Raw genomic sequence first — 17,234 nt, 5'->3', positions numbered from 1 at the left:
TCGCGGCCTTGCAGCGTGACGTGGACGGCTCACGCGCTGGCGACGGTCCTCGGGACGGCCGCGGCGTTGACGGGCGTCGCCTGCGATGCGGGCTGGTCGGTTCCGCGCGCTGCCCCTGCGGTCGCGTCCGGCTTGGGCACGCGGCCGACGGAGGCGACGAGATCCAGCAGCCGTTCCTGCGCAAGCGCCTTGACGGCCATCGCGCGGGCCCGGGCTTCCTCGGCCGGGTCCGCCGCTGCCGCTTCATCTGCCGCAGGGTGCGGGCGGCTCTTCGTCGCGGCGGGGGTGCCGGCTGCGGGCGGGCTTGTCGAAGCGGGCACGGCCACGAGCGGCCGGGCCGAGGACGCGGGCCGTTCCACGGCGGCGGAAAACGACGGCATCGGCCCTTCGGTGGCTTGCCCCGGGACCGGCTGCAAGGACGGTCCGCCGCTAGGCGCGGCGGTCTCGTCCGCGTGCGGGATGATCGCGGGGCTGGCGACTGGCAGGGGTCCGATTTGGGGGGCCGCCGCCTCGGGGACGGATGCCGGGGCCGCGGGGGTCACGGCGTTCAGGGCGGCTTCCGACAGGTCGAACCGGACGGCTGCGTCTTGCGGGGGCGCGACCGGGGCGGGCGGCGCCGGGACGGGCGCGGGGGCTTGCGCCGGCTTGTCGGCAGTCACGGCCTTGTTCTGGACGGCGCCTGCCGACGTGGTGGGGGGAAGCAGCCTGCCGAAGAGGGAACCAAGCAACATGTCGAAACTCCGATTGGTGACATGCCCGGGTTAGCGCCTCGCCGTTAACAGTCCAGAAATCAGTTTCTCCAATTTTACTTGACCCGGGTCGCTCCGGCGGCCGCGCAAAGGAAAACGCCCGCGGCCTTCGCCACGGGCGCATCATTCGCGGGATCGAAAAGGATCAGCGGCGCAGGCCCAGACGGCCGATCAGCGCGGTGTAGCGCGCCTCGTCCTTGTTCTTCAGGTAGTCCAGCAGCTTGCGGCGCTGGGCGACCATCATCAGAAGGCCACGGCGCGAGTGGTTGTCCTTCTTGTGCGCCTTGAAGTGCTCGGTCAGGGTCGCGATGCGCGAGCTGAGGATCGCCACCTGGACTTCCGGCGAGCCGGTGTCGCCGGGTTTCGTGGCGTATTCGCCCATGACGCGGGCTTTTTCTTCGACGGTGATCGACATCGGGATCTCCTGTTTGCGAAAGGTGATGGCGCGGTCCGGGATGTCGTCCAGTGCCGGCCCATGGAGGGGTTGTCCCGCAGGCGTGCCCGCAGGATCGGCCGCGTATAGGGGAAGGCGGGCACGAAGGAAAGGCGATTCGCGGTCGGCCTTGCGCGGCTCGCGCGGGAAAGGCTGCGCGGGAAAGGCTCCGCGGCTCGCGCGATCAGGCCGCGCGGACCGTCGTCAGCGACAGGTCCTGCAAGGATGCGACATCGGTCTGCAGCACCCGCGCGATGGCGGTGCCGTCCAGGCGCAGCAGCACGGACCCGTCGTCGTCGGGTTCCAGCGTCAGGTCGCCGGGATGGCCGTAGCCCGCGGGAAGCACGACCTCGATCCGGTCCTCGGCCGGGTCGAACTGTCCCAGCGTCGGCACGTCAGGGTGATTGAGCCCGAGGCGGTAGAGGTCGTGCCCCGCGCCGCCTTCGGCATAGTCGCCGTTGCCCGCCACCAGCGTGTCGTCGCCGTCGCCGCCGTGCAGGAAATCGGGCTCGTCGTCATCGGCCGCCAGCAGAAGGTCGTCGCCCAGACCGCCGTCGAGGTCGTCGCGCCCCGCACCGCCCACCAGCGTGTCGTTGCCGGCGTTGCCGCCGACCCAGTCGTCGCCCGCGCCGCCGTGGACATGGTCGTTGCCGTCGCCGCCGAACATCGTGTCGTCGCCGCCCGCGCCGAACAGGGCGTCGTCGTTGTTCTGCCCACCGATGAAATCGTCGCCATCGCCGCCGTCGATGGTGTCGCGGCCGCCCGGACCGTAGTCGTCGTCGCCCAGCAGCGTGTCCGAGCCCGCGCCGCCGCCGATCCGGTCGTCGCCCTGCGCGCCGCGGATGTCGTCGTCGCCGCCATGACCCGACAGAACGTCCTCTCCGATGGAGCCGTAGAGCCAGTCGGCGTCCCCGGTTCCGTCCTGAACGGACGGCAGCGGCTCGGGCGGCGGGGGAAAGACGGGATCGACGGGATGGCCGGTGCCGGGCTCATCGGGCTCATCGGGCCCGAACGAATCCTCGTCCTCAAGCGTGTCGGGTTCCGACGCAGGGACGAATGCCATCCCCATCAGCATCACCACCATCCCACTGAGCAACAACATGCCACGACGCTCCACAACCTGAGGGTGTCATAGCAGCGAATCGCCCGTGCGGAAAATGGAACCTTACCGAAAGGTTAACCCGCGCGGCGCAGATAGACGTAGTAGGCGCCGCCGCCGCCGTGGCGGACATGGGCGGGCACCACCTGCAGCACCATCCGCGACAGCGGCGGCAGGTCGAGCCAGTGCGGCACCTCATGTCGCAGCGCGCCGGAACGGGTGGGCAGCGGTCCGTGGTCGCCCTTGCCCTTGCCGGTGATCACCAGCACCAGCCTGCGACCGGACGCGCTGCACGACAGGATGAAGCCCGTCAGCGCGGACTTCGCGACCGCGAGCGTCATGCCGTGCAGGTCGATCCGCGCCTCGGGGGCGATCTTGCCGCGCGACATCTTGCGGTGGGTCTTGTGGTCCATCCGCAGCGGCTGCGCGTCCAGCCGGTCCGCCGGCGTATAGGGAACCGGCAGCGACGCCGCGCGGCGTCGGGGCGGGCTGTGGCCCACGCGGAAATCCAGCGGCACCTGCAGCGGGGCAGGGGCCGCGCCGCGCGGCTCGGGTGCCGGAACGGGTGCGGGTGCAGGTGCGGTGGCAGGATCGGGCGCGGCCGCGAAGCCCTGCGCGGTCCCGTCCGTCCGCATGGGGCGGGCGGAACGGGCCACCTGCGCCCAGACCGCCAGATCGTCCTCGTCCAGGCCGCGTCGTCCCCGGCGCGCCATCTCAGGCCGTGGCGACGAGTTGCCAGTTCGGGTCGGGATCGCCCATCCGGCGGGCGAAGGTCCAGACGTCGCGCTGCTTGCGCGCGGTGCGGGCGTCGCCTTCGACCACCGCGCCCGAGGCGTCGGCGTGCGACACGATCAACTCGCCCACGAAGCGCACGGAAACCTCGCCCATGCGCGAATCGGGATCGAAGCTCGCAGCTTCCAGCGTGGTTTCGCGCGTCCCGAGATACTGGACCTGCGCCGTCAGGCCGCGCGCGCGGCGGCTTTCGATCGCGCCGTCGAACGCCTCGGCCACGGCGGGCGACAGGAACGCGCGCACGTCGGTCAGGTCGCCCCGCTCGAACGCGGTCAGGATCATCTCGTAGGCTTGCCGCGCGCCCAGCAGGAACGGCCCGACCGTGAACGAGGGATCGGCGCGCTTCATCGCCTCCAGCGCGCGCGCGGCCGGGCTGGCGGGCTCGACATGGTCCGACACGTCGTCCTCGTCCTGCGTCGCGATGTCGGTGTCGGCCGGCATCCGGCGGGCGGGGGGCGCTTCCGGCACGGCCGGCGGCTCGAACCCGTCCCGGCTGCCCAGCACGCCCCGGAGGCGCAGGATCAGGAATACCGCGATGGCGGCCAGAACGATCAGCTGCAGCATCGGGTTGGACATTCGGGCCGCCTTTCGGGGTTGTTGTTGGTGTCGAGAAACTTCCTGCCTATGTAGGGAGCGGCCGGGGCCAAGTCCAGTTGACCCCCCGGCCTGTCGTTCGCACCCAAGGAGAATGCATGCGCCTGTGGCTGTTCGTCCTGTTCGTCGTCGTTCCGGTGATCGAGCTTGCCGTCATCATCCAGGTCGGGGGCCTGATCGGCGCCTGGCCCACCATCGGGCTGCTGCTTGCCTCGGGGATCGCCGGGTCGTGGCTGATGCGCCGCCAGGGCATGGCCGCGCTTCTCGACCTGCAGCGCGCGTTCCGCGAGTTCCTCGACCCCACCGGCCCGATCGCCCACGGTGCGCTGATCCTGTTCGCGGGCGCGCTGATGCTGGCGCCCGGCTTCATCTCGGACCTGACCGGGCTCGCGCTGCTGCTGCCGCCGGTGCGGCGCTTCGTGATCCGCTCGATCGGGTCGCGCATCGCGGTCACGCGCGCGGGGTTCGGCTTCCCGGGCGGGACCATGGGCGGCGGCGCAGACCGCGGCGCGGACGGCTTCAACGCCCGCCGCGATCCGCACCGGCCGCCGGTTGTCGATGCCGAGTTCGTCGACATCGAACCGCCCCGGCCTCCGCGCCGCGACGGGCCGTCCGCCTGGACCCGGCCCTGAGCGGCCGCGCCCCGGGCGGTCGCCAGCGCACGTTCCGTGGGCGTCCCGTGCGCGTCATTGAGACGCCGCGGCAGGGATGCTAGAACGCGGCCCGAACGCAGTTCCGGAGCATCCAGATGACCGACGAAACCACCAACGGCGCCGCAGATCCCCAGCCGAGCGCCGCGCCAGCGCCTGCGGCCGTCCGGCTGAACGTCCTGGCCCAGTACATCCGCGACCTGTCGTTCGAGAACGCGGTCGCCCAGAAGGGCCTGGCCGGCGCCGAGGTGCAGCCGGAGATCACCGTGCAGGTCGGGCTCGACGCCCGCAAGCGCAGCGTGGAAAACCAGTACGAGGTCATCACCAAGTTCAAGGTCACCTCGACCAACGCGAGCACCAAGGCCACGCTGTTCCTGTGCGAACTGGACTATGCCGGCGTGTTCCACATCGAAGGCGTGCCGGAAGACCAGATGCACCCCTTCCTCATGATCGAGTGCCCGCGGATGCTGTTCCCGTTCGTGCGCCGGATCATGTCCGACGTGACCCGCGACGGCGGCTTCCCGCCCTTCAACATGGACCCGGTGGACTTCGTGGCGCTGTACCGCCAGGAAATCGCGCGCCGCGTCCAGGCCGGGCGGCCGCAGGACCAGCAGCTGTCCTGACGGGCGGCGGCCTTTCGGGCGGGCGCGGGCGGGCATGGCGAGGCGGGCGTGGCAGCGGATGCTATCGGGGCGCAGGCTCGACCTGCTCGACCCGACGCCGATGGACATCGAGATCGACGACATCGCCCATGGTCTTGCCTTCGTTGCGCGCTGGAACGGGCAGACGCGGGGCGATTTCGCCTTTTCGGTGGCGGAACATTCCCTGCTGGTCGAACAGATCTTCGGCCAGCTGAACCCCGGCTGCGACCCGCGCTGGAACCTTGCCGCGCTGCTGCACGACGCGCCCGAATACGTCATCGGCGACATGATCTCGCCCGTGAAGGCGGCGCTCGGCGTGGAATACGGCGAGATGGACGCGCGGCTGGCAGCGGCGGTGCATCGCCGGTTCGGCCTGCCCGTGGCGCTGCCCGCACCCATCAAGCGGCGCATCAAGCTGGCGGACCGCGTGTCTGCCCGGCTCGAGGCGGTGCAGATCGCCGGGTTCTCGGCGGCCGAGGTGGCGCGGCTGTTCCCGCTGCCGGAAACCGGGATGGTCGGGGGATTGCAGATCAGGCTGCGGCAGCCGGCGGAAACCCGTGCCGCCTATCTCGCCCGCCACCATCAGATCATGAACGAGATCGACCGCGCGGCCTGAAGGCGCGGGCCGGGTCGGAGCCGGCCCGCGCGAGGCTGGCGGTCAGACCGCCGCGTCTTCCAGCTTGCCGCCGGCTTCCAGCATTTCCTGCACCCAGCGCGGCCGCCGGCCGCGGCCGGACCAAGTCTGCGACGCATCCTGCGGATTGGCGTACCTGGCCTCGGTGCCGGCGGTCTTGCGGGCGCCGCGTGCACCGCGCTCGCTCGTCAGGTCGGACAGGCTGAAGCCGTGCTGGCGGGCGGCTTCCTCGGCCGCGGCGCGGGCGTCGCGTTTGCGGCGGTCTTCGTAATTGGCGATTGCGCGATCGACCTGCCCACGCAATTCGCGCAGTTGCTTCAGGTCCATCGTTTCCAGGTCGGCTTCCATGGCATTACCCTCGTCGGAATGTCTTATTGGGCGCAATTAAATCACTCCGCCGAAGCCAAGGAAAGCGGAAACGATGCAGCGCGTATCAACGCGGGCTTCGTTTCGCGAGAATCCGTTGCAATGTCCGCCGATGCATGTGCAGGCGGCGGGCCGTTTCGCTGACATTCCGATCGCATTGCTCGTAAACGCGCTGGATATGTTCCCAGCGGACCCGATCGGCCGACATCGGGTTTTCAGGGGGCGGCGGCAACGCGCCGTCGCTGCTCAGAAGCGCATTCGTGACCTCGTCCGCGTCGGCCGGTTTCGCGAGGTAGTCCGTCGCGCCCATCTTCACCGCCGCGACGGCGGTGGCGATCGCGCCGTAGCCGGTCAGGACGACAATGCGCGCGTCCGGCCGCGCCTCGCGCAAGGCATCGACCACGTCGAGGCCGCTGCCATCCTCCAGCCGGAGGTCCACCACCGCATAGGCCGCCGGGCGGCGTGCCACGCTGTCCAGCGCGGCCCGCACGGTTTCGGCCACGACCGGCTGAAACCCCCGCCGTTCCATTGCACGCGCCAACCGGTTGACGAAAACCGCGTCATCATCAACCAGAAGCAGAGTGGCGTCAGGCCCGATCGGGGCGGCCTCGGGCATCGTCATCGACAATCCTTTCGGGGCAAAATGCCTCGCGAATGAATGTAGTGCCGAAACCGCGTCAGTTCCATTCCGCAGATCGAGGAATTATTTCCCCGATTTCACGCGGCGGCTTCGACGTAGCAGGCGACCGTGTCGGCCATCGTTTCGGGCGTCGTGTCGCGGCCGAAGAACTCGACCGTGCCGTGACCCGGCAGGATCAGATAGGTCGTGGTCATGTGGTCGACCAGGTAATCCTGCTGGTCCTGTTCGTCATTGACCCGGTAATAGAAACTCCAGCCCTTGGCGACCGCGTCGATCTCCTCGGGCGTGCCGGTCAGCCCGACCATCTTCGGGTGCAGCCCGTCGGTCCAGTCGCGCAGCTGTTCGGGCGTGTCGCGGCGCGGATCGACCGACAGGAAGACCGGCGTCACGTCGACACCGCGTTCGTCGAGCAGCGTCACCGCCTCGGCATTGCGGGCCATGTCGAGGGGGCAGACGTCCGGGCAGTAGGTGTAGCCCGCGTAGAAGAGCGAGGGCTTGGCGAACACCTGCGCGTCGGTGACGCGCCGGGCGTTTTCATCCGTCAGCGTGAAGGGGGTTCCCAGCCGCGCGGCCCCGCCCGCCACCACCGCCTGCCGGCAGCCGGCAAACGGGTCGGCGGCGGCGGTCTGGCGCAGCATCAGCGAGCCGCCGACGAGAACGATCGCCGTGGCGGCCACCCCGCCGACGATCAGCCCGCGCTGCGACACGTGCTTCGGCATACGTTGCGACATGGCAGGATCCCCTTGTAACTCCGGTTTCCCTTCACCCATCCTGACACGGTGATCAACCGCGAATGGCTGCGACACGATGACCGGAACCATGGCGGAAACAGGCTGATGCCGGCGCCCCCCTCGGGCCTGTCCCCGCTGTTGATGCCCGGGCCGCGGGCCGAGCCGATCCGCCTGCGCACCCTGATCGCGCTTCGCTGGGTCGCGGTCGCGGGGCAGCTTGCGGCCGTGGCGACGGCCTGGATGATCGGGGCACGGTTCCCGATCGGCCCGGCGCTGGCGCTGATCGGGCTTTACGCGGCCGCCAACACGATGCTGGCGGCGCGGGGGGCGCCGGTGACGGCCCGACGCGCGCGCCATCACCTCGCCATGGACGCGGTGCAGCTTGGCCTTCTGTTGACGCTGACCGGCGGGACGACCAACCCGTTTGCCCCTCTGATGCTGGTCCCCGTCACCATCGGCGCGGCGGCGCTGCGGATGTCCGACACCCTGCCGCTGGCCGTGCTGACCGTGGCGCTGGTCACGCTGACGGCGCTGGCGGGGATACCGCTCGAGTTCGTGGCGGGCGCCGCCGTGCCGCCCCGGATCGCGCTGCAGCTGGGCGACTGGCTCGCGCTTCTCATCAGTGCCGCGTTCTTCGTCGTTTACGTGGGCCGCGTCTCGACCGAGCTGTCGGCGACCTCGCAGGCGCTGTTCGCGACCCAGCTGGCGCTTTCGCGCGAACAGCGGCTGCAGCATCTGGGCGGCATCGTCGCGGCGGCCGCGCACGAGATGGGAACGCCGCTCGCCACGATAAAGCTGGTGGGGTCCGAGCTGCAGGACGAGCTGCAGGACCTGCTGCCGGACCGACCGGGCGTCGCAGAGGACCTGCGCCTGCTCCGCGCCTCGGCCGACCGCTGCCGCGACATCCTGCGCAGCATGGGCGACGCGGGCAAGGACGACCTGCACCTGCGCACCGCCCCGCTGGGCGAGCTTCTGTCCGAGGCGGCGGACCCCCACCGCGGCCGCGGCAAGGCGATCGCGATCGACGCGGGCGAGATCGCGGGGCTTGATGTCCGCCGCGATCCGGGGATCGTCCACGGGCTGCGGAACCTGATCCAGAACGGCGCGGACTTCGCCCGTTCCGCCGTGACGATCACGGCGGCAGAGCGGGTCGAGGGCGCGGGCGCGATCATCGCCGTGGTGATCGCCGACGACGGGCCGGGCTTCCCGCCGGCGATGGTGCCGCGGCTGGGCGATCCGTTCCTGACCGCGCGGCGGGCGGCCGACCGGACCGGCGGGGCCGAGGGGATGGGGCTGGGGCTGTTCATTGCGCGGACCCTGCTGGAACGGTCGGGTGCCGCCGTCGCCTTCAGCAACGGCGAGGGCGGCGGGGCCCGGGTCGAGGTGACCTGGCCGCGGGGCGCGCTGGCCGCGGATGCCCGCGCGCCGCTGGGCGACAATCCGGCGATCACGGGATGAGCCGCGCGCCCGTTAACCATTATTTAAGACCGCCCGTCCTAGGTTCGGGCCATGCTGCCCCACGGTCCCGTCATGACGCCTGAAACGCTCACCATCCTCGCCGCCGTCGGCGCGGGCACCGTCGCGGTGCTGATCGCGCTCGCGCTCTGGCGCTGGCTCGAACCCGCGGCACGCAAGGGAACGGCGCTGGTCGACCAGACGGTCGAGCCGATGGTGCTTCTGTTCCGCGACCGCCGGCTTGTCGACGCAACCCCGCCCGCGCGCACGCTTCTGTCTAAGCTTCACGGCGAAGGCGACTGGCCGCGGCTGATGGCGTGGCTGTCGATGCGGTTCCCCGACCTCGGCCCGGCATTCGACCGCCTCGCGGCCGAGGGGAGGGCGGAAACCTTCGGCGGGCAGGGCCTCGGCTCCGCCCGGCTGCGGCTGACGCTCGAGGACGTGGGATCGGGGCTGGTCCGCCTGACGATCGCCGACCCGGCCGCGGAAAACGCGGGCGTCACCATCGATTCGCAGTCTCTCGCGCACATGGAGGACGAACTCGCGATTCTGCGCCGGTCCGTGGACGAGGCGCCGGTGCTTGTCTGGCACGAGGATGCCGAGGGCCGGATCACCTGGGCCAACGCGGGCTATCTTGCCGAAACCGAGGCGCGCAGCGAAGGCGACACGATCTGGCCGATTCCGCGCCTGATCGACGTGCCCGTCGCGCCCGAATCCGCTTTGGCCGATCTCGCCCTGGCCGAGCCCGACGCGCCCGTGCGCGCGGCGCTGAAGGACGCCGAGGACAGGACGCTGTGGTTCGATTGCCACGTCCGCCCCGACGCATCCGGGCGGATGATCTTCGCCGTGACCGCCGACGCCACCGTGCGGGCCGAGCGCAGCCTGCGCGAGTTCGTGCAGACGCTGACCAAGACCTTCGCCGACCTGCCGATCGGCCTTGCGATCTTCGACCGCAAGCGGAACCTGCAGCTGTTCAATCCGGCGCTGATCGACCTGACGGGGGTCGAAACCGGCTTCCTGACGGCGCGGCCGACGCTGTACGCGTTTCTCGATCGCCTGCGCGAGGCGCGCATGGTGCCCGAGCCGAAGGATTACCGCAGCTGGCGCAACAAGATGACCTCGCTCGAGGCGGCGGCAGCGTCGGGCCACCATGTCGAGACGTGGATCCTGCCCGGCGGGCAGACTTACCGCGTGACCGGCCGTCCGCACCCCGACGGGGCGATCGCCTTCCTGTTCGAGGACATCACCTCGGAGATGTCGCTGACCCGCCGCTTCCGGGCCGAGCTGTCGCTCGGGACCGAGGTGATGGACGCCGTCGACGAGGCGCTGGCGGTGTTCGATGCAGGCGGGCGCGTGGTGATGACGAACCGTCGCTATTCGGCGCAATGGGGCGACGAGATCGGGCCGACGCTGGCCGACCACATCGCCCGCTGGCGCAGCTTTGCGCCCGAGGGCGCCGGCCACGACGCGCTGCGCGGCGCGCTGGTCGAGGGACGCGGGCGCGAGCTGCGCCGCGGCGCGACGGTTGCGCCGAACGGCGGGCTGATGGCGTGGACGGTGCGCCCCCTGTCGGGTGCGCGCACGCTGGTCAGCTTCGACGCGGAAACGGCGGGGCGGCAGGTCGATCCGGCGGGCGCGGCCGATGGCGCGGCGGCGGCGGCGCTCGCCGGTCCCCAGTCCCGGGCCGGGGTTGCCGAGGAACGGCGCGGGGGTGCTGCGGCGTCGGCATGATCGGTGGGGTGCGGGGCGGTCCGCGCGGCGTTCCCGGGTCCGCCGGTTGGCGCCTCGGATCGCGCCTTGCGGGCCCGGCCTTAAAGCCGCGGCGGAAGTTCCGCCAGGATCGCCTGCGCGGCGGCGCGCGGATCGACCGCCTGCCACACGGGGCGGCCCACGACGATGTGGTCCGCGCCGGCCTCGATCGCGGCGGCAGGGGTCTGGGTCCGCTTCTGGTCGCCCGGCGCCGCGCCCGCAGGCCGCACCCCCGGCGTCACGATCAGCCGCGAGCCGGGCAGGGCGCGGATCGCTGCCGCCTCGCGCGGGGAACAGATGACGCCGTCGGCGCCTGCCTCGAACGCGCGGGCCGCACGCTCCACGGTCAGGTCGTGCAGGTCGCCGTCGCGCATCAGCCCGGCGTCCAGATCGGCGCGGTCGAGCGAGGTCAGGATCGTGACCGCAAGGATCTTCATGTCGGCGCCCGCGCCCTCCTTGGCCGCGCGCACCACGTGCGGGTCGCCGTGAACCGTCAGGAGGTCGATGTCGAATTGCGCGAGGCCGCGCACCGCCGCCTCGACCGTGGCGCCGATGTCGTACAGCTTCATGTCCAGGAAGATGCGCTTGCCGTGATCCTGCTTCAGCTCGTTGGCAAGCGCGAGCCCGCCCCCCGTCAGCATCCCGAGGCCGATCTTGTAGAACGACACCGCGTCGCCAAGCCTTCCCGCAAGGTCCAGCCCCGCCAGCGCGTTCGGCACGTCCAGCGCCACGATCAGTCGGTCGTCCATCGCGAGCCCTCCGGCGGTTCAATGAAAACTCCCGGGCCTATGGCACGGCGGCCCCGGGTTGCAAACCCCGCCCGCCCCGGCAATCGTCGCCCCGCCTGAACGACGAGAGGACCCATGGACCGCTTCACCGATACCCTGCGCCGCGCGGCCGAGCCTGACTGGACGGCCGCCGTCACCCACCCCTTCGTCGTCCAGCTGTGCGATGGCACCGTCCCGGACGACGCGATGCAGCGCTATCTGGTGCAGGATCACCGCTTTCTCGACGCGTTCCTGTCGCTGCTGGGCGGCGCGATGCTGAACGCCGACACGGCGGCCGCGCGGCTGCGGCTCGGGCGCTTCGTCGGCATGGTCTCGACCGAGGAGAACACCTATTTCCTGCGCGCCTTCGACGCCCTCGGCGTCACCGAGGCCGACCGCGAGAGGATCCCCGACGCCGCCCCCACCGCCGGGTTCAAGGCGATCATGCGCGAGGCGGGCGCGAGCGGATCCTACGCCGCGTGCCTGTCGGTCCTGAACGTGGCCGAGTGGCTTTACCTCGAATGGGCGAGCCGCGCGCCGCTGCCCCACCCCGAAAGCTTCGTCCATGCCGAGTGGATCACGCTTCACGACAATCCCGACTTCCGCGACTTCGTGGCCTTTCTCCGGGCGGAACTCGACCGTGTCGGCCCCGAGCACGGCGATCTCTGCCACGACTTCTTCAATCGCGCGGTCGCGCTGGAGCGGCAGTTCTTCGACGCCGCGCTTGCGGCTTGAAAGCCCGCCCGCCCGCACACATCTGCTCATCAAAGACCCGCAGCGGGCCGCGCCATGACGGGCGGTCCAGGGCGGGGGCTGCAAAGGAGAAGTGCCGATGAACATAGAAAAGTTCACGGAGCGGTCGCGCGGGTTTCTGCAGGCCGCGCAGACGATCGCGATCCGCGAGGGCAACCAGCGGGTCGTGCCCGAACACCTGCTGAAAGCGTTGATGGATGACGACCAGGGGCTTGCCGCCAACCTGATCGGCCGCGCGGGCGGCGACGCCGCCGCGGTGCGCCGCGCGGTGGACGAACTGGTCGAGAAGCTGCCCAGGGTGTCGGGCGGCGACGGGCAGGTCTATGTCGACACGAGCCTCGTCCGCGTGATGGACGAGGCCGAGAAGGTCGCGAAGAAGGCGGGCGACAGCTTCGTCCCGGTCGAGCGCATCCTGATGGCGCTCGCGATGGTGAACACCCGCGCCAAGGACGCGCTGGACGCGGGTCGCGTCACCGTCCAGGCGCTGAACGGCGCCGTCAACGACATCCGCCGCGGCCGCACCGCCGACAGCGCCTCGGCCGAGGACACGTTCGAGGCCTTGAGCAAGTACGCCCGCGACCTGACCGAGGCCGCCGAGCAGGGCAAGATCGACCCGATCATCGGCCGCGACGAGGAAATCCGCCGCGCGATGCAGGTCCTGTCGCGCCGCACCAAGAACAACCCCGTGCTGATCGGCGAGCCCGGCGTCGGCAAGACCGCCATCGCCGAGGGCCTCGCACTGCGGATCGTCAACGGCGACGTGCCCGAGTCCCTGCGCAACAAGAAGCTGATGGCGCTCGACATGGGCGCGCTGGTCGCCGGCGCGAAGTATCGCGGCGAGTTCGAGGAACGGCTGAAGGCGATCCTGAAGGAGATCGAGTCCGCCGCGGGCGAGATCATCCTGTTCATCGACGAGCTGCACGTCCTCGTGGGCGCGGGCAAGACCGAGGGCGCGATGGATGCCGCGAACCTCATCAAGCCGGCGCTCGCGCGGGGCGAACTGCACTGCGTCGGCGCCACCACGCTGGACGAGTACCGCAAGTACATCGAGAAGGACGCGGCCCTTGCCCGCCGGTTCCAGCCCGTGATGGTCGAGGAACCGACGGTGGAGGACACGATCTCGATCCTGCGCGGCATCAAGGAGAAGTACGAGCTTCACCACGGCGTCCGCATCGCCGACAGCGCGCTGGTCGCCGCCGCGACGCTGAGCCACCGCTACATCACCGACCGCTTCCTGCCCGACAAGGCCATCGACCTGATGGACGAGGCTGCCTCGCGCCTGCGGATGGAGGTGGACAGCAAGCCCGAGGAGCTGGACGCGCTGGACCGCCAGATCCTGCAGATGCAGATCGAGGCCGAGGCGCTGAAGAAGGAGGACGACGCCGCGTCCCGCGACCGGCTGGAGCGGCTGGAGCGTGACCTCGCCAACCTGCAGGACCGCAGCGCCGAGATGACGGCGCGCTGGCAGGCCGAGCGCGACAAGCTGGAAGGCGGCCGGCAGATCAAGGAACAGCTGGACCGTGCCCGCGCCGAGCTGGAGCAGGCCAAGCGCGAGGGCAATCTCGCCCGCGCGGGCGAGCTGTCCTACGGCGTCATCCCGGGTCTCGAGCGGCAGCTGGCCGAGTCCGAGGGCGAGGGTGACGGCCCGATGGTCGAGGAGGCCGTGCGCCCCGAGCAGATTGCCGAGGTGGTCGAGCGCTGGACCGGGATCCCCACTTCCAAGCTGATGGAGGGGGAGCGCGACAAGCTGCTGCAGATGGAGGACCAGCTCGGCCGCCGCGTGATCGGCCAGTCCGAGGCGGTGACGGCGGTGGCGAACGCGGTCCGCCGCGCGCGCGCCGGCCTCAACGACCCGCGCCGTCCGCTGGGCAGCTTCCTGTTCCTCGGCCCCACGGGCGTCGGCAAGACGGAACTGACCAAGGCGATCGCCGAATACATGTTCGACGACGACAACGCGATGGTGCGCATCGACATGTCGGAGTTCATGGAAAAGCACTCCGTCAGCCGCCTGATCGGCGCGCCGCCCGGCTATGTCGGCTACGACGAAGGCGGCGTCCTGACCGAGGCGGTGCGGCGCAGGCCCTACCAGGTCATCCTGTTCGACGAGGTGGAAAAGGCCCACCCCGACGTCTTCAACGTGCTGCTGCAGGTGCTGGACGACGGCCAGCTGACGGACGGGCAGGGGCGCCGCGTGGACTTCAAGAACACGCTGATCATCCTGACCTCGAACCTCGGCGCGCAGGCCCTATCGGCGCTGCCCGAGGGGGCGGACAGTTCGGCGGCGCGGGAACAGGTGATGGCCGCCGTGCGCGGGCATTTCCGGCCCGAGTTCCTGAACCGGCTGGACGAGATCATCATCTTCCACCGGCTCAGCCGCCACGACATGGACGGGATCGTCACGATCCAGCTTTCCGGGCTGGAACGGCGGCTGGCGGATCGCAAGATCTCGCTGGACCTCGACGACGCGGCCCGCACCTGGCTTGCGGACGAGGGCTACGACCCGGTGTTCGGCGCGCGTCCGCTGAAGCGGGTGATCCAGCGGTCGCTGCAGAACCCGCTGGCCGAGATGCTGCTGTCGGGCGAGGTGATCGACGGTCAGACGATCCCGGTCACGGCCGGGCCGGACGGGCTGGTGGTGGGCGACCATCTCAGCCCGGGGAACCGCCCCGGCGCGGCGCAGCGTCCTGCCGACGCGCCGCTGCAGTAGGATCGGACAGGAAAGGCCCCGGCAGATTGCCGGGGCCTTTTTCGTCAGGGCTTCGGCAGTTCGGCGAGGAACGCCTTGACCAGCTTGGCCGAGTTGTCCGACGCCAGCGACATGAACACGCCCATCTCGTTCTCACCCTCCCCGCCGCCGGCGAGGTCGGAAAGCGAGCGGAAGGCGATGAATGGCACCTCGTTCGCCCACGCGACCTGCGCCACGGCGGCCGATTCCATGTCCACGACCTGCGCGTCGAAGGTGTCGAAGATCCAGCCGCGCAGGTCCGCGTTGTCCATGAACGACGACCCCGACACGGCCTTGCCGCCCACCCGCACCTGCGGGGCCTCGCGCAGGCAGACGTTCGCGGCGTTGCAGGGCGCGAGCGGCGTCGTCTCAGCGACCTTCCGCGCCGCGTCCAGCAGGGCGGGATCGGCGGGGAACCAGAACCGCGTCTCGGGCGCGCCGCGATCCGATGCGACGGTGGTTTCGCGGGTGAAGATCATGCCCTTGTTCGGGAAGGGCGACGTCAGGAAGCCGGGCAGGGCGAACCCGTCAGCCGTCTCGCGCGCCATCGCGCCTTCCAGCCAGTTGCCCCAGTCCTCGGCGACCACCACGTCGCCGATGTTCAGCGACGGATCGATCCCGCCGGCGATCCCGGAAAAGACGATCGCGCTGATGTCGAAACGGTCGAGCGCGGCCTGCGTCGTCATCGCCGCGTTGACCATCGAGACGCCGGAAAGGAACAGCACGACATCCTGCCCCGACAGCGTGCCGGTGACGAACTCGGTCCCGTTGACGGTGGTGCGCTCGGCGTTCTCAAGGTCGGCCTGAAGGCTGGTCCATTCCGGTTCGAAGGCCGACATGACGGCAATGCGGGGCGTTTCGTCGGCAAAGGCAGGCAGGGCGGTTATCGTGTGGGCGACGGTGGCGGCGGCGACGGTGGCGGCGGCGATGATCTTCATGGGGCGGCTCGCGAGTTGAAGGGACGGGGCGATGCTAGGCCCTGACGCGGCCGTTCCGCCAGCCCGGCGGGGAACCTGCGGCGCATTATCGGCACATCGCGAATCCGTCATTAGCACCTGCCGGGTCGCCGCTGTAGGCTCCGCACGAACGTGCGTCAGCCGAAAGGGCTTGCGATGAAGCTTTCATGGAACGACGTCACCCCCGAGCCGCTGGTCCTGAACCGCCGCGCCGTGATCGCGGGCCTTGGCCTTGCCGCTGCCGGCCCCGCGCTGCCCGCGCGCGCCGCGGTCGATCCCGGCAAGCCGAACAGCTTCGAAGAGATTACGAACTACAACAACTTCTACGAATTCGGTTTCGGCAAGACCGATCCGGCCGAGAACGCCGGCGCGCTGACGACCGACCCCTGGGCCGTCGATATCGGCGGCATGATCGACCGTCCCGGCAGCTATTCGCTGGCCGACATCGCGCCCGCGAACGCGGTCGAGGACCGGATCTACCGCCTGCGCTGCGTCGAGGCGTGGAGCATGGTGATCCCGTGGCAGGGCGTCCCGCTGGCCGGGGTGCTGGCCAGGGTCGGCGTCCAGCCCTCGGCGAAGTTCGTCGAGTTCCAGACCCTGCTGCGCCCCGAGGAGATGCCCGAGCAGCGGCGCCGCAGCCTCGACTGGCCCTATGTCGAGGGGCTGCGGCTGGACGAGGCGATGCACCCGCTGACGCTGCTCGCGACCGGGCTCTACGGCAAGCCGCTCCCGAACCAGAACGGCGCGCCGATCCGGCTGGTGGTGCCGTGGAAATACGGTTTCAAGTCGGCCAAGTCGCTCGTCCGCATCACCCTGACCGACCGCCAGCCCGTGTCCACATGGCAGGCGATGCAGCCGTCGGAATACGGCTTCTACGCCAACGTGAACCCCGGGGTCGATCACCCGCGCTGGAGCCAGGCGACCGAGCGCCCGATCGGCGCGGGCCTGTTCGGCGGCCGCAAGGAAACGCTGATGTTCAACGGCTACGCCGACGAGGTCGCGCATCTCTACGCCGGCATGGACCTGGCGCGCGACTACTGATGGTGCAGCGCCTCGTCGACCGCCTGCGCCGGATGCCGAACGGGATCGTGTGGCTTCTGGGGGCGATGCCGCTGGCGCTGCTGGTCTGGGATACCGTCACGGGGCGCCTGGGCGTCGACCCGGTACGGGACATCGAGCACCGGCTGGGGCGGACGGCGCTTTACTTCGTGGTCGGGTCGCTCTGCTTCACGCCGGCGCTGCGCCTCTTCCGCATCAACCTGGTGAAGTTCCGCCGTCCGGTCGGGCTGGTCGCCTTCACCTATGCGGCGCTGCATCTTGGCGCATGGGTCGTCCTCGACATGGGACTGCTGTGGGCGCAGTTGCTCGCGGATATCGTGAAGCGGCCCTACCTCGTCCTCGGCATGATCGCCTTCACGATCCTTGCGGTCATGGCCGCGACCTCGTCAAACCGGGTACTTCGCAAGCTGGGGCCTGTTCGCTGGCGGCAGGTCCACCGGC

General features: G+C 70.3%; 19 protein-coding genes (1 of these 19 running past the window's edge). 9 read left to right on the top strand and 10 right to left on the bottom strand.

Annotated elements, in window-relative coordinates; genetic code table 11:
- Positions 1–29 precede the first annotated feature (29 nt).
- From ELI80_RS15285 to ELI80_RS15265, 5 genes are all read right to left on the bottom strand, one after another.
- On the bottom strand, positions 30–731 hold the full coding sequence (locus ELI80_RS15285) for a hypothetical protein (protein WP_136653162.1): 702 nt from the start codon (positions 729–731) through the stop codon (positions 30–32).
- 163 nt (positions 732–894) lie between these two features.
- Positions 895–1,164 (bottom strand): 30S ribosomal protein S15, encoded by a 270-nt coding sequence (rpsO, locus tag ELI80_RS15280; protein ID WP_136653161.1) that lies wholly within the window; start codon positions 1,162–1,164, stop codon positions 895–897.
- Positions 1,165–1,366: 202 nt separating this feature from the next.
- Positions 1,367–2,284, bottom strand: a complete 918-nt coding sequence (locus tag ELI80_RS15275) for a calcium-binding protein (protein WP_136653160.1) — start codon at positions 2,282–2,284, stop codon at positions 1,367–1,369.
- A gap of 74 nt (positions 2,285–2,358) precedes the next feature.
- A complete protein-coding gene (locus ELI80_RS15270) occupies positions 2,359–2,994 on the bottom strand; it encodes a Smr/MutS family protein (protein ID WP_136653159.1) in 636 nt (211 codons plus the stop codon).
- Between the two features lies 1 nt (position 2,995).
- Positions 2,996–3,649 carry a Tim44/TimA family putative adaptor protein gene (locus tag ELI80_RS15265; RefSeq protein ID WP_136653158.1) on the bottom strand — a complete coding sequence of 218 codons (654 nt, stop codon included), beginning with the start codon at positions 3,647–3,649 and terminating at the stop codon, positions 2,996–2,998.
- 116 nt (positions 3,650–3,765) lie between these two features.
- Here ELI80_RS15265 and ELI80_RS15260 point away from each other — a divergent pair, with 116 nt between their 5' ends.
- The 3 genes from ELI80_RS15260 to ELI80_RS15250 all read left to right on the top strand — a co-directional run bounded on the left by ELI80_RS15260 (position 3,766) and on the right by ELI80_RS15250 (position 5,574).
- Positions 3,766–4,299 (top strand): FxsA family protein, encoded by a 534-nt coding sequence (locus tag ELI80_RS15260; RefSeq protein WP_136653157.1) that lies wholly within the window; start codon positions 3,766–3,768, stop codon positions 4,297–4,299.
- A gap of 116 nt (positions 4,300–4,415) precedes the next feature.
- On the top strand, positions 4,416–4,940 hold the full coding sequence (secB, locus tag ELI80_RS15255) for a protein-export chaperone SecB (protein ID WP_136653156.1): 525 nt from the start codon (positions 4,416–4,418) through the stop codon (positions 4,938–4,940).
- A 34-nt stretch (positions 4,941–4,974) separates the two neighbouring features.
- Complete coding sequence (locus ELI80_RS15250; protein ID WP_136653155.1) at positions 4,975–5,574, top strand: HD domain-containing protein; 600 nt, start codon at positions 4,975–4,977, stop codon at positions 5,572–5,574.
- 42 nt (positions 5,575–5,616) lie between these two features.
- Here ELI80_RS15250 and ELI80_RS15245 read toward each other — a convergent pair whose 3' ends face one another.
- The 3 genes from ELI80_RS15245 to ELI80_RS15235 form a co-directional block, all read right to left on the bottom strand.
- Positions 5,617–5,940 (bottom strand): H-NS histone family protein, encoded by a 324-nt coding sequence (locus tag ELI80_RS15245; protein ID WP_136653154.1) that lies wholly within the window; start codon positions 5,938–5,940, stop codon positions 5,617–5,619.
- 85 nt (positions 5,941–6,025) lie between these two features.
- Positions 6,026–6,574 (bottom strand): ActR/PrrA/RegA family redox response regulator transcription factor, encoded by a 549-nt coding sequence (locus tag ELI80_RS15240; RefSeq protein ID WP_136653291.1) that lies wholly within the window; start codon positions 6,572–6,574, stop codon positions 6,026–6,028.
- A gap of 101 nt (positions 6,575–6,675) precedes the next feature.
- Entirely contained in the window at positions 6,676–7,329 is a 654-nt protein-coding gene (locus tag ELI80_RS15235) for an SCO family protein (RefSeq protein ID WP_236641534.1), read from the bottom strand.
- A gap of 105 nt (positions 7,330–7,434) precedes the next feature.
- On the opposite strand from ELI80_RS15235, the gene ELI80_RS15230 reads away from it, so the two are divergent.
- Both ELI80_RS15230 and ELI80_RS15225 read left to right on the top strand, forming a co-directional pair.
- Positions 7,435–8,787: an ActS/PrrB/RegB family redox-sensitive histidine kinase gene (locus ELI80_RS15230; RefSeq protein ID WP_136653153.1), complete on the top strand. Its 1,353-nt coding sequence runs from the start codon at positions 7,435–7,437 to the stop codon at positions 8,785–8,787.
- Positions 8,788–8,859: 72 nt separating this feature from the next.
- The gene (locus tag ELI80_RS15225) at positions 8,860–10,515 is read left to right on the top strand and encodes a PAS-domain containing protein (RefSeq protein ID WP_143803223.1); all 1,656 of its coding nucleotides are present in this window, start codon (positions 8,860–8,862) and stop codon (positions 10,513–10,515) included.
- Between the two features lie 80 nt (positions 10,516–10,595).
- On the opposite strand, the gene pyrF is transcribed toward ELI80_RS15225, so the two are convergent.
- Positions 10,596–11,282, bottom strand: a complete 687-nt coding sequence (pyrF, locus tag ELI80_RS15220) for an orotidine-5'-phosphate decarboxylase (RefSeq protein ID WP_136653151.1) — start codon at positions 11,280–11,282, stop codon at positions 10,596–10,598.
- A gap of 114 nt (positions 11,283–11,396) precedes the next feature.
- Here pyrF and ELI80_RS15215 point away from each other — a divergent pair, with 114 nt between their 5' ends.
- Together ELI80_RS15215 and clpB are read left to right on the top strand one after the other, a co-directional pair.
- Positions 11,397–12,035 carry a TenA family protein gene (locus tag ELI80_RS15215; RefSeq protein WP_136653150.1) on the top strand — a complete coding sequence of 213 codons (639 nt, stop codon included), beginning with the start codon at positions 11,397–11,399 and terminating at the stop codon, positions 12,033–12,035.
- Between the two features lie 97 nt (positions 12,036–12,132).
- A complete protein-coding gene (clpB, locus tag ELI80_RS15210) occupies positions 12,133–14,760 on the top strand; it encodes an ATP-dependent chaperone ClpB (protein WP_136653149.1) in 2,628 nt (875 codons plus the stop codon).
- A 44-nt stretch (positions 14,761–14,804) separates the two neighbouring features.
- On the opposite strand, the gene ELI80_RS15205 is transcribed toward clpB, so the two are convergent.
- A complete protein-coding gene (locus ELI80_RS15205; protein ID WP_136653148.1) occupies positions 14,805–15,716 on the bottom strand; it encodes a 5'-methylthioadenosine/S-adenosylhomocysteine nucleosidase in 912 nt (303 codons plus the stop codon).
- Between the two features lie 174 nt (positions 15,717–15,890).
- Between ELI80_RS15205 and msrP the strand changes: the two genes are divergently transcribed.
- Both msrP and msrQ read left to right on the top strand, forming a co-directional pair.
- Positions 15,891–16,775, top strand: coding sequence for a protein-methionine-sulfoxide reductase catalytic subunit MsrP (msrP, locus tag ELI80_RS15200; RefSeq protein ID WP_136653147.1), 885 nt, complete (start codon positions 15,891–15,893; stop codon positions 16,773–16,775).
- Positions 16,775–17,234, top strand: partial view of a protein-methionine-sulfoxide reductase heme-binding subunit MsrQ gene (msrQ, locus tag ELI80_RS15195; protein ID WP_136653146.1) — the 5' portion only. Its footprint extends 155 nt past the window's final position; only the first 460 of its 615 coding nucleotides appear in the window; its start codon is at positions 16,775–16,777; the stop codon falls past the right edge of the window. The genes msrP and msrQ overlap by 1 nt, the downstream gene beginning before the upstream one ends.

The sequence above is a fragment of the Paracoccus aeridis genome (genome assembly GCF_004923205.2).
Classification (GTDB): domain Bacteria; phylum Pseudomonadota; class Alphaproteobacteria; order Rhodobacterales; family Rhodobacteraceae; genus Paracoccus; species Paracoccus aeridis.
The sequence above is the reverse complement of the archived record's forward strand: the minus strand, read 5'-3'. Positions and strand labels throughout refer to the sequence as shown.

Excerpts from the sequence above, each read along its gene's own strand:
- ELI80_RS15285 (WP_136653162.1), bottom strand. The coding sequence starts at position 731 with ATGTTGCTTGGTTCCCTCTTCGGCAGGCTGCTTCCCCCCACCACGTCG.
- rpsO (WP_136653161.1), bottom strand. The coding sequence starts at position 1,164 with ATGTCGATCACCGTCGAAGAAAAAGCCCGCGTCATGGGCGAATACGCC.
- ELI80_RS15275 (WP_136653160.1), bottom strand. The coding sequence starts at position 2,284 with ATGTTGTTGCTCAGTGGGATGGTGGTGATGCTGATGGGGATGGCATTC.
- ELI80_RS15270 (WP_136653159.1), bottom strand. The coding sequence starts at position 2,994 with ATGGCGCGCCGGGGACGACGCGGCCTGGACGAGGACGATCTGGCGGTC.
- ELI80_RS15265 (WP_136653158.1), bottom strand. The coding sequence starts at position 3,649 with ATGTCCAACCCGATGCTGCAGCTGATCGTTCTGGCCGCCATCGCGGTA.
- ELI80_RS15260 (WP_136653157.1), top strand. The coding sequence starts at position 3,766 with ATGCGCCTGTGGCTGTTCGTCCTGTTCGTCGTCGTTCCGGTGATCGAG.
- secB (WP_136653156.1), top strand. The coding sequence starts at position 4,416 with ATGACCGACGAAACCACCAACGGCGCCGCAGATCCCCAGCCGAGCGCC.
- ELI80_RS15250 (WP_136653155.1), top strand. The coding sequence starts at position 4,975 with ATGGCGAGGCGGGCGTGGCAGCGGATGCTATCGGGGCGCAGGCTCGAC.
- ELI80_RS15245 (WP_136653154.1), bottom strand. The coding sequence starts at position 5,940 with ATGGAAGCCGACCTGGAAACGATGGACCTGAAGCAACTGCGCGAATTG.
- ELI80_RS15240 (WP_136653291.1), bottom strand. The coding sequence starts at position 6,574 with ATGCCCGAGGCCGCCCCGATCGGGCCTGACGCCACTCTGCTTCTGGTT.
- ELI80_RS15235 (WP_236641534.1), bottom strand. The coding sequence starts at position 7,329 with ATGTCGCAACGTATGCCGAAGCACGTGTCGCAGCGCGGGCTGATCGTC.
- ELI80_RS15230 (WP_136653153.1), top strand. The coding sequence starts at position 7,435 with ATGCCGGCGCCCCCCTCGGGCCTGTCCCCGCTGTTGATGCCCGGGCCG.
- ELI80_RS15225 (WP_143803223.1), top strand. The coding sequence starts at position 8,860 with ATGACGCCTGAAACGCTCACCATCCTCGCCGCCGTCGGCGCGGGCACC.
- pyrF (WP_136653151.1), bottom strand. The coding sequence starts at position 11,282 with ATGGACGACCGACTGATCGTGGCGCTGGACGTGCCGAACGCGCTGGCG.
- ELI80_RS15215 (WP_136653150.1), top strand. The coding sequence starts at position 11,397 with ATGGACCGCTTCACCGATACCCTGCGCCGCGCGGCCGAGCCTGACTGG.
- clpB (WP_136653149.1), top strand. The coding sequence starts at position 12,133 with ATGAACATAGAAAAGTTCACGGAGCGGTCGCGCGGGTTTCTGCAGGCC.
- ELI80_RS15205 (WP_136653148.1), bottom strand. The coding sequence starts at position 15,716 with ATGAAGATCATCGCCGCCGCCACCGTCGCCGCCGCCACCGTCGCCCAC.
- msrP (WP_136653147.1), top strand. The coding sequence starts at position 15,891 with ATGAAGCTTTCATGGAACGACGTCACCCCCGAGCCGCTGGTCCTGAAC.